Annotated in this window: 7 protein-coding genes; 6 read left to right on the top strand and 1 reads right to left on the bottom strand. The window is 32.9% G+C overall.

The genetic code is table 11. The features are described from left to right. Positions 1–13: 13 nt before the first annotated feature. Positions 14–925 carry a PTS system mannose/fructose/sorbose family transporter subunit IID gene (locus ACG72T_RS09740; RefSeq protein ID WP_395266012.1) on the top strand — a complete coding sequence of 304 codons (912 nt, stop codon included), beginning with the start codon at positions 14–16 and terminating at the stop codon, positions 923–925. A gap of 181 nt (positions 926–1,106) precedes the next feature. On the opposite strand, the gene ACG72T_RS09745 is transcribed toward ACG72T_RS09740, so the two are convergent. Further along, the gene (locus ACG72T_RS09745; RefSeq protein ID WP_395266013.1) at positions 1,107–2,339 is read right to left on the bottom strand and encodes a tyrosine-type recombinase/integrase; all 1,233 of its coding nucleotides are present in this window, start codon (positions 2,337–2,339) and stop codon (positions 1,107–1,109) included. Positions 2,340–2,616: 277 nt separating this feature from the next. Here ACG72T_RS09745 and ACG72T_RS09750 point away from each other — a divergent pair, with 277 nt between their 5' ends. From ACG72T_RS09750 to ACG72T_RS09770, 5 genes are all read left to right on the top strand, one after another. Continuing rightward, positions 2,617–3,411: a hypothetical protein gene (locus ACG72T_RS09750; RefSeq protein ID WP_395266015.1), complete on the top strand. Its 795-nt coding sequence runs from the start codon at positions 2,617–2,619 to the stop codon at positions 3,409–3,411. Further along, on the top strand, positions 3,408–5,366 hold the full coding sequence (locus tag ACG72T_RS09755; protein WP_395266016.1) for a hypothetical protein: 1,959 nt from the start codon (positions 3,408–3,410) through the stop codon (positions 5,364–5,366). The genes ACG72T_RS09750 and ACG72T_RS09755 overlap by 4 nt, the downstream gene beginning before the upstream one ends. 78 nt (positions 5,367–5,444) lie before the next feature. Then, on the top strand, positions 5,445–6,056 hold the full coding sequence (locus ACG72T_RS09760) for a recombinase family protein (protein ID WP_395266017.1): 612 nt from the start codon (positions 5,445–5,447) through the stop codon (positions 6,054–6,056). A gap of 61 nt (positions 6,057–6,117) precedes the next feature. Further along, positions 6,118–6,645, top strand: a complete 528-nt coding sequence (locus ACG72T_RS09765) for a hypothetical protein (RefSeq protein WP_395266018.1) — start codon at positions 6,118–6,120, stop codon at positions 6,643–6,645. 99 nt (positions 6,646–6,744) lie between these two features. Next, a complete protein-coding gene (locus tag ACG72T_RS09770) occupies positions 6,745–7,020 on the top strand; it encodes a hypothetical protein (RefSeq protein ID WP_395266019.1) in 276 nt (91 codons plus the stop codon). Positions 7,021–7,442: the final 422 nt, after the last annotated feature.

The following is a 7,442-nucleotide window of genomic DNA, read 5'->3' on the forward strand; positions in this document are numbered from 1 at the left end:
GAGAACACAAAAAATGGCAGATCAAGTAAAGATTTCTAAAAAAGATAGAATTTCCGTTTGGTGGCGTTCAACCTTCCTACAAGGTTCATGGAACTACGAACGTATGCAAAATGGTGGTTGGGCTTATTCATTAATCCCAGTCCTTAAAAAATTATATAAAACAAAAGAAGACCGTGCCGATGCTTTGAAGCGTCACATGGAATTCTTCAATACTCACCCATACCTAGCTTCACCTATTCTTGGTGTTACTATGGCTTTGGAAGAAGAACGTGCTAATGGTGCACCTATCGATGATGTTACTATCCAAGGTGTTAAAGTTGGTATGATGGGTCCTTTGGCTGGTATTGGTGATCCTGTGTTCTGGTTCACTGTTAAGCCTATTATTGGTGCCTTGGCTGCTTCACTTGCCATGACTGGTAATATTCTTGGACCAATCATTTATTTCGTAGCATGGAATGCTATTCGTATGGCCTTCATGTGGTACACACAAGAACTTGGCTATCAAGCTGGTTCTAAGATTACAGATGACCTTTCAGGTGGTATCTTGCAAGATATTACTAAGGGTGCTTCAATTCTAGGTATGTTTATTCTAGGTTCATTGGTTAACCGTTGGGTTTCAGTTAAATTCACACCTACAGTTTCAACTGTTAAGCTAGATAAAGGTGCTTACATTGACTGGGCACATCTTCCTGCAGGCGCACAAGGCGTTAAGGAAGCTTTGATTCAACAAAAAGCTGGTCTTTCATTGACAGCTCACAAAGTAACAACATTGCAAGATAACTTGGATCAATTGATTCCAGGATTAGCAGCTTTGCTTCTAACATTGCTTTGCATGTGGTTACTAAAGAAGAAAGTTTCACCAATCGTTATGATTCTTGGCTTGTTCGTTGTAGGTGTATTGCTACACGTTCTAGGTATTATGTAATAATTCCGAAACTTTTAAATATGGGGTGGACTCAAAAGAGTTCCGCTTAGTGCATATTTTTAAAAATGCACAAAATAAAAGAACGCTTGATATCGTTGATATCACAGCGTTCTTTTTTTATTTGAGCGGAACTTGTATGGGCAATGATAGGGGGGATGATAATATCATTTCAAAAATGATATTAGAAATCTAGGATATTGGTGTTTCCAACCTCTCTTTTAGAGCTCTCTAAATCGCCAACATAATATTGGTAAAAAGTCATCATGTTATGTCCCATCTGTTGTGCAATAGCGTCCGCGCTGCCGCCCGCATCAAGGTGTAACGTTGCGTAAGAATGTCTTAATGAATATAAACTATATTGGTGAACATCTAAATCCTTTATTAACTTAGTGAACTTTTCACCTAATTTTTTTACTTGAAGGGGTCGATTGGGGTATTGATAATGACTGCTGAATAGTAAGAGATTATCAGCATCCTTGATTTCATCTTCTGACATTAGGTTAGAGAGTTCTTCCATTTTAAGTTTAATTTGATTTTCTATCGTCTTTTTTGTTTCATCGTTGATACAAACGACCCTGTTGACGCCAGTTTTTGTATAGGGGCGTATTACAGCACTTTTTTCTCTAGATTCGGTAATAACTTTATCGACAATTAACTTATTATTATCTAAATCGAAACTGGATTTAATGTCTAATGCTCCCATTTCTCCTGTTCTAAGCCCCGTTGAAGCCATAATTTTTATAAAATTGAATTGTTGTATGTCTTTTTCTTCTGCACTTTCTAGTATTATTTGTAAATCTTTTTTTGAAAAGGGTTTTCTCATGCTATTTTTTCTACTTTTCTTCGGGTCTTTAATAAATTTATATGTCTTTATCGAACGACATGTATTTTCTGAAATAATTTGGTCTTCAACAGCACTGTTGAGTACATTCGAGAGAGGTTTCTTATAATTATCTAACATCGATTCAGAAGGATATTCACCATTTTTAAGTTTTTTACTAGCTAGACTGTCAAAGAATTTTCTCAGTATATTTAAATTGATTGCAGAAATACGCATTTTCTTTAATTCATTGAATTCTTTTTTTCTAAGCTGTCTTGAATATCTTATGTAAGTTGCAGTATCAACTCGACTTTTTTCCCAATAGTTTGTTATGTAGTCATTTAAAGTCATATTTCCATTTAGAGATTTGCCTTTGTCAATACTTTCTTGAGTTTTAATTATCCAGTCATAAGCTTTGATAAAGGCATCATCGATGGTTGTCGTGTTAGTGTTTTTTCCAAAGGTTTTAGTACGTGCTTTTTTCATGGTATTGCCAAACTCGTCTTTGAAATAGTAACTTACGTACCAGCTTTTTTTATTTTGTCTCTTATTTAGGGAAATATTGATTCCCTTGATAGCTCTTTTACTTGCCATTTAAAACTTCTCCTCAGTGTTATATAAACATGACTACACAATAGCGATTAAAATTCGTAATGACCAGCAGTTGTTATCTTTTTTTACTGATTTCAGGAATCAAAACCTAATTTAGTGAAACGAATAAGTTGTTGAAACGTTGCTATATATATGTTCAGAGCGTGTTAGCAATTTGTTTCTATCAATTAGAAAAGTTTAATTTGTCTGCTTGAAAACATTGATTAACGCTGAAATTGATTGCACGACACCCCCTGAAACATTAAATATGGAGGTGGTCATGATGAAATATCAATATGGTAATGACCAACATCGTGCTATTAGCAACGATGAAATAATTAAACTGTTATCCCAACTAGGTGGAGCCACAGTAAAGACTGTTACGGATATATTGGCCGTAAATGCTAATAATAAAACTCAAGCATTGGTTAGTAGCAACTTAATAAGTAGCCAATTTCTAAGCGGGATAACTGCAGGAAGGGCGCCAAGGATATTTTTTAAAAGTGGTACTAAATTGGATATAGATAGGGTTTTGGATGGTATGAACATCGGATATGTCATGTGGTATTTGCGACAAATGAACTTGTTAACTACATCAGTAGAAATTGATAAACAAATGTCTGTATCGACTTATCTAGCCTATAAATTTGACAGTGTTTCCAAGAATTTGTTACGTATAAGAATTATTTTTTGGGGACAAGAAGATACAAAGGGTAAGGTTAATCAAGCTTTATTAAAAGGATACTGTCCAGTTATTGTTGTCAATTCTAACGAAAAGGAGTACTGCTTTAACGAACTAATGGACATTATTAAGGACAATAACATTCTAGTTATTACTATAAAGCAACGTCAAAATGCTAAGTATTTAAATAGTTATCTTGTTTCGACAAAGGGAATTTTTGCCATTGATGAGGGGGACAAACAACAGTTTGAAACTGTTCTAAGCAAGTTAAAATCTTACGATGATACTGAATTATACGATGATATTATTGCTGAATATGAGAAGTCCAAATTGTTGAAAAAACAGCATTTGCCATCGTTGTTCCCTGACAATAAGAGGGGTGACCAACAATGAATTTTGATTATGAAGATATTTTAAAATCAGTAATTAATCACGCTATTACTGATTTTGCAATAATTTATTTTAGTATGAAAAGACGATTAGTTAACTTTCAAAAAGGCAGAAGTATAAGTAATCTGAGGTTAGTAATTACTTTAGCAGTGGTACTAATAATTGAGCTAATATTATGGTTTAAATTTAAGTTTATGGGAATGTTGATTCAACTACTATTGTTACCGTTTGTCCTAAGACTCTTTGACATTCAATGGGTCAAAGAACTAGTGAATTACCTTGATAACAATGATTCTACTGATAATAAAATGACTATCTTTTATTTAATAAATAGTGTCTTTGCAACAATTAGTGATATTGAAATGAACACACGCGCTAGTTTTCATGATGATAAGACAGCGCTTATGAATTTACAGGGCAAATTCATATCATTAAAAATGACTTTTGTTAGCAGTTACGATGGATATTTTGTTTCTAGCTATTTAAATGAAGACTATTGCAAGAGTAATCATTTATTACCAATTGCGGACACAAACTATATTTTTATCGATATAACTTACTTAATTGATGAGAACGAGGATGCGTATGTTAATCGTTTAATTGAAAATGATTTAGGTAATGACTGGCAATCAATTAAAGAATATAAAGAAAATCAACAGTTTGAACGTATAGCAAGACAACAAGAAGAATATAATGACAAGATAAATAATCTTGTTAAATCTAAAAAAGCTAGGGAAATTGTAAGGTTTATTGATAAGAAAGGTAATAATTTTGGTTTGTCCTTATGGAATTTAAACAAATCTGGTATTAAAGAAACGGGAAACGCGCTAGTAGTAAGATGTATTTTGAATGAAGATACTACTATTAAACAAGTAAAACAGTCATTATCTTTAATTAGCAAAAAGGTTCGGGTTGCAGTTTCTACCGAAGAATTAGCGGATAAAGGGTCTATCAATTTAGTGTTCCAGCTTAATAATAACTATATTGGTAAAAAGATGTCTGTTGATACTATCGTTAAAAATGCTGATGAATCAGTAATTAATCTAGGTGAGGGAGATTTTGGTAATGTATCTTTACAGTTACCCCATATTGATTTTCCTGCGATTCTTGTAGGAGGACTATCTCGTTCTGGTAAATCAGCTTTAAATACTATGTTAACTACATCATTATTGAGTTTGCATGAGGAAGATGGTCAAAAGTCTTACAGAGATGTCTTCATTGGAACTGTAAAAGACGAGGATTACTCGGCTTTGGGTTGGCAGAAACAGGGTATGTACATTGCGGGTAACGCAATGGATGCATACGAAATGCTAGTAAAAGTTGATGATATTTGTACTGCTCGTAAACAACAATTTATCAAAAATGGAGTTACTAATATCAAGCAATACAATGCTAAACATTCAGACAGCACAATGGGAAAGATACTAATAATTATGGATGAGTATGCTAATTTGTTGGGCAGTGCTGAATCCCAGTATATTGAGCTAGAGGGTAAGAAGGTTAAGTTAAGTAATGAGATAGAAAGACTGTGTATTAAGATTGCCCAAGAGCATATTTCGAGGGGCGCTACTCTAATAGTAATAACCCAAAATTTCGCCAAGAATGCTATGGGAAAAGTGTTTGACGCATTGGGTACTAAGTTCGTTGGTTATGCCCCAAGTAATGTTGCAAATAGCATTGACAATACTCAAGAACTTGCTAATGCAATGAAGAATGATGAGGAGTCTCGACAGGGGTTGTTCTTTGTTAGCGCACCTGATTTGAAACCAACAACCAATACATTACTACATAAGATGAATAACAGTTATTACAAAGTTAGAACTAATTATGTTGAAACTAGTGATGTTAAGAAGAACTTTAATAACACGTATTTAACAGCAAGCAAGTATCAAAATAACACTACACCACCTGATGATGGCAGTGGAGTTAAGAAGATAACTAGCTTGGATGACATTTAATGTGTATAGAAACTTAAAAGATAAGTAACATGAAGACTTGCAACGTAAGAATGCAGAGTTAGCATGTTTACAAACATAGTGTCAAAAGTAGATGAGGTGATTTATATGAAATGGGCATATTGTCGTGTAAGTACATTTGAACAAGACCCCATCGTCCAAATTGAATGGGCAAAATCAATGGGCGTAAATGAAGACCACATTTTAGCTGAGAAACGGTCAGGTAAATCAAAAGATGATAGGGCTAAGTTAACTGAGTTACTTAGTAAAGTTAATGAAAATGATGAAGTTTATATTTATAAATTGGACAGATTAGCACGTAATACAGCAGATAGCTTAAATATTATGAAACAAATGCGAATAAAGGGTGTTGTAATGATATTTGGCGACGTGGGTAAGGTTGAGAATGATGAAATAGGCAATATGATATTTACAATATTCTCAGCGATTGCCGAAATGGAACGGCAACGGATAGTTGATAGAACTCAAGCGGGTAAGAAATATCAAAGAGAACATAATCCCAATTTTAAAGAAGGGAGACCTAGAAAGTTATCTGATTATCAAATTCAACAGTTAATTAAACGTAAAGAGGCTGAGTCTGTTACTGATTTAGCTTTGAGTTATGGTATCAGTAGGAAGACGGTTTATCGATATTTAGCTTTATACAAAGATGAAGACTTGAAGACAAACTAGCACAGAGTTACAACTAACACACTAATATTAGTAATCAATAAATATAAGGAGTGTGTTAGAGATGAAGACATCTGCAACATCAGTATTAATTGAACGTATACCCAAGATTTTAAATCGAAAGGTGAATGAAAATGGGCTTACCTTTGATGAATTGTGGGAGCAACTAAAAAGGGATAAGGTAGCTGAAAAGTATCTTAAAAATGATAAAAATGAGTGGCGTTATGGACTTTTACAGGGTATCTCAACTCGTGTAAAGCAAGACAAAATCGCGGGTATTAGTATTATCAAAACTGAGGCTGGCAATAAGTGGTTCGCGGTAGATGATAAATTCTTTCTTAAAATGAATGAGTTTAAGCGTCATTTAGATGTTCTTACTACTATTAAATTTGTTGAAGATAGTAATAAAGATAATGCTAAGTTGAACGATTTAGATACTAAAATTGCTATGAAACTAACCGATTTAACTAAGCTTTCAGATGAGATAATCGCTGTTATGAAGAAAGAATCTCATGATAATGCTAAAGTAATCGCTACTGATTCAAGTAATTCAAAAAAAGTTGAAACGAAAAATGTTAGAGCTGATGCGTGAAGTCGTCAGTTCTATCTTTTTTCTGATAATAGTTTGACTCGTTACGATATTTAAGATGGTAAATTAAACGTATAAATTAAGTTTGGTGAGGTTATTTATATGTTTAATTTTAAAGTTTTGTACATAGTTGTGGACAGTGAGTTTGTTAATTATTATTTAAAAGAAGTTGAGTTTAACGATAGTAACAATGTATCTAGTTATATCAATGAAGACAGTGTTGTTAGTCAAAATTTATGTGATGTTCATACTAAGTTGCTATTAAGGCAAAGCAAGTATGATTCGAGTATTGATAGTAATTTAGAAGAAGTATTTGTTAATGACTATAAATTTGACAAGGTAGTTCACAAGCTGAAATCTTCTGAAGAAGCTGTTTAAAATTGAATTGGGTATAATTATATTAGTAAAAAACAACGTTCTGAAGAAAGCTGAAGAACGTTGTTTTTATTTTATTTAAAAAGTTTTGTGAAATTGATAATTAATTCAACATTACGATTTGAAATGACGTTATTATTTATTAAAGAACTTAGTTAATTAAAGTAAATCAGTTAAAACAAAAACAACTAATCAAAGCAAAAGTTTATAGAAGACAGCTGATGATTGAATAGTTGAATATAAGATAATGAAATGACACTCTTTGTGATATTCGTTTACTTATAAAGTAGGCAAATGAATGAATAGAAGGAGTGTTTTTTATGTTAAAGAATAACAATGATAGTAAGAGTAGTACTAAAGAATTCAAAGTAGGATATGTAAGAGTATCGAGTTCAGATGACCGTCAAAAATTGGGTTATGAAGCA

Origin of the sequence: Companilactobacillus sp. FL22-1 (assembly GCF_043951805.1) — a bacterium.
Lineage (GTDB): Bacteria > Bacillota > Bacilli > Lactobacillales > Lactobacillaceae > Companilactobacillus.